A 2598-nucleotide genomic window follows, 5' to 3' on the forward strand; every position below is an offset into this window, starting at 1 on the left:
CGGCCTCAGCCTGGCCACCGGCCGTGCGGCCCTGGCGCACCGCGTCGCGGCGGTCGGCGAGACCACCGACGAACTGCTCGCCGCCCTCGACACCACCCTCCCCACCGTGGCCCGCGAAGCCCGGACCGCGTTCGTGTTCGCGGGGCAGGGTGCGCAGCGGGTGGGGATGGGTGTGGAACTGGCCGCTTCCTTCCCGGTGTTCGCTGAGGCCTTCGGTGAGGTGTGTGCCGCGTTCGACGGTCTGCTGGACCGTCCGTTGCGGGAGGTGATCAATACTCCTGAGCTGGATCGGACGGTGTACGCGCAGCCTGCGTTGTTCGCTTTCGAGGTGGCGCTGTTCCGGCTGCTGGAGTCGTGGGGTGTCGCCCCGGATGCCGTGCTCGGTCATTCGGTGGGTGAGTTGGCCGCCGCGTACTTGGCCGGTGTGTGGTCTTTGCCGGATGCGGCTCGGGTCGTGGCGGCGCGGGGCCGGTTGATGCAGGCGCTGCCGGAGGGCGGTGCGATGGTCGCGGTCCAGGCGGGTGAGGGTGAGATGGAGTTGCCGGAGGGGGTGGAGCTGGCGGCGGTCAACGGTCCGTCGTCGGTGGTCCTCTCCGGTGACGAGGAGGCCGTGCTGGCCGAGGCGGCCCGCTGGTCGGACCGTCGTACCAAGCGGCTGCCGGTCAGCCATGCCTTCCACTCGCATCTGATGGAGCCGGTTCTGGAGGACTTCCGGCAGGTGCTGGAGTCCGTCTCCTTCCATGCGCCGAGGCTGGTGTTCGTCTCGACGGTGACCGGCACCCCGGTGGGTGACGAGCTGTGTGATCCGGAGTACTGGGTCCGCAATGTCCGTCAGACGGTCCGGTTCGCCGATGCCGTGGTGGCGGCGGAGGCCGGTGTCTTCGTGGAGCTGGCGCCGGACGCGGTGCTGTCGGGCCCGGTCGCGGAGTCGGCCGGCGAGGCGGTGTGCGTCCCGGCACAGCGGGCGGGCGAGCCGGCCGCGCATGCTGTCGTGACGGCGCTCGGTGTGCTGCACGCGCAGGGTGTCGAGGTGGCGTGGGACCGGTTCTTCGCCGGTACGGCAGCCCGTCGCGTGGACCTGCCGACCTACGCCTTCCAACGCGAACGCTTCTGGCTCGCTCCGCCCGTCGCCGGCCCCGTCGGCCTGGCGGGCGTGGGGCTCACGGCCACCGGACACCCCCTGCTCGGCGCCAGCGTCGAACTGCCCGGCACGGACGCGGTCGCGTTCACCGGGAGCATCTCGCTGAGCACCCACCCGTGGCTGGCCGACCACGCCATCCTGGGTCCGGCCCTGCTGCCGGGCACGGCGTTCCTGGACCTCGCCCTCGCGGCGGGAGAACACGTCGGCTGCCCCCGGGTGGACGACCTCGCGCTCCAGGCCCCGCTGGCCCTCCCCGCACACGGCGCGGTACGTCTTCAGGTCAGGGTCGAGGCGACCGAATCCGACGGGCGCCGTCAGATCGGCGTCTACTCCCGGCCCGAGGACGACGAGCACGCCTGGACCCAGCACGCGATCGGCGTGCTGGCACCCGAAACCGGCCCGGAGTCCGAGGCGTTGACCGAGTGGCCGCCCCCGGGCGCCGAACCCGTGTCCGTCGACGGCCTCTACGACGACCTGGCCGCCACGGGATTCGCGTACGGCCCGCTCTTCCGCGGCCTGCGCGCCGCCTGGGTGCGCGACGGCGCCGTCTACGCCGACGTCGCCCTGCCGGACGAGACGGCCTCCGTCGCCGGCTACGGCCTGCACCCCGCGCTGCTCGACGCGGCCCTGCACGCCCTCGGCTGCGCGCACCTGGTCGAGGACTGGAAGGACGGCCAGCTGCCCTTCGCGTGGACCGGCGCACGGCTCCACGCCGTGGGCGCCCGGGCGTTGCGCGTCCGGCTCCGGGCCGAGAACGGCGGGATCGCGCTGACCGCGGCCGACGCCGGCGGACAGCCCGTGGCCGACATCGAGGGCATCCGGCTGCGGCCCGTCGGCGACGCCGGCACCGTCCGCGCGACGGCGGGCGTACGGCCCTCGCGGGTCGAGTGGATTCCGGTCGTACCGGCGGACGACCGTGCCGCCGACGACGTCACCGTGGTCCCCGTGGCCGGGCGTACCGCCGACGGCGACCTGGCGGCCGAGGTGCGCGCCGGCGTCGCCGCCGCCCTGGCCCGAGTCCAGGAACAGCTGGCCGACGACCGGCCCGGGCGTCTCGTCTTCGTCACCCGGGGCGCCGTCGCGGCCCTGCCGGACGAGGCACCGGACCCGGTGGCCGCCGCCGTCTGGGGCCTGGTGCGCTCGGCCCAGTCCGAGCACCCCGGCCGGTTCCTCCTCGCCGACCTGGAACCCGGCGACGGCGCCCCGGTCTCGGCGGCCGTTCTGCCCGGAGAGCCGCAAACCGCCGTCCGTGACGGCCAGGTGCTCGCACCTCGCCTGGTGCGGTCCGTAGACGTACCGGCCGGTGCCGTGCCGTTCGGTGCGGACGACGTGGTGCTGGTGACCGGTGGCACGGGTGCGCTGGGCCGTGTGGTGGCCCGGCATCTGGTGACCGAACACGGTGTGCGGCGGCTGGTGCTGGCGAGCCGTAGGGGTGGCGCCGAGGAGTTGGTGGCCGA

General features: G+C 74.2%; 1 protein-coding gene. It reads left to right on the forward strand.

From position 1 onward, the window contains the following. On the forward strand, positions 1–2598 hold a 2598-nt coding region (locus CCN44_RS29100; protein WP_143650025.1), incomplete at both ends, for an acyltransferase domain-containing protein.

Origin of the sequence: Streptomyces tricolor, assembly GCF_002155905.1 — a bacterium.
Taxonomy (GTDB): Bacteria; Actinomycetota; Actinomycetes; order Streptomycetales; family Streptomycetaceae; genus Streptomyces; species Streptomyces tricolor.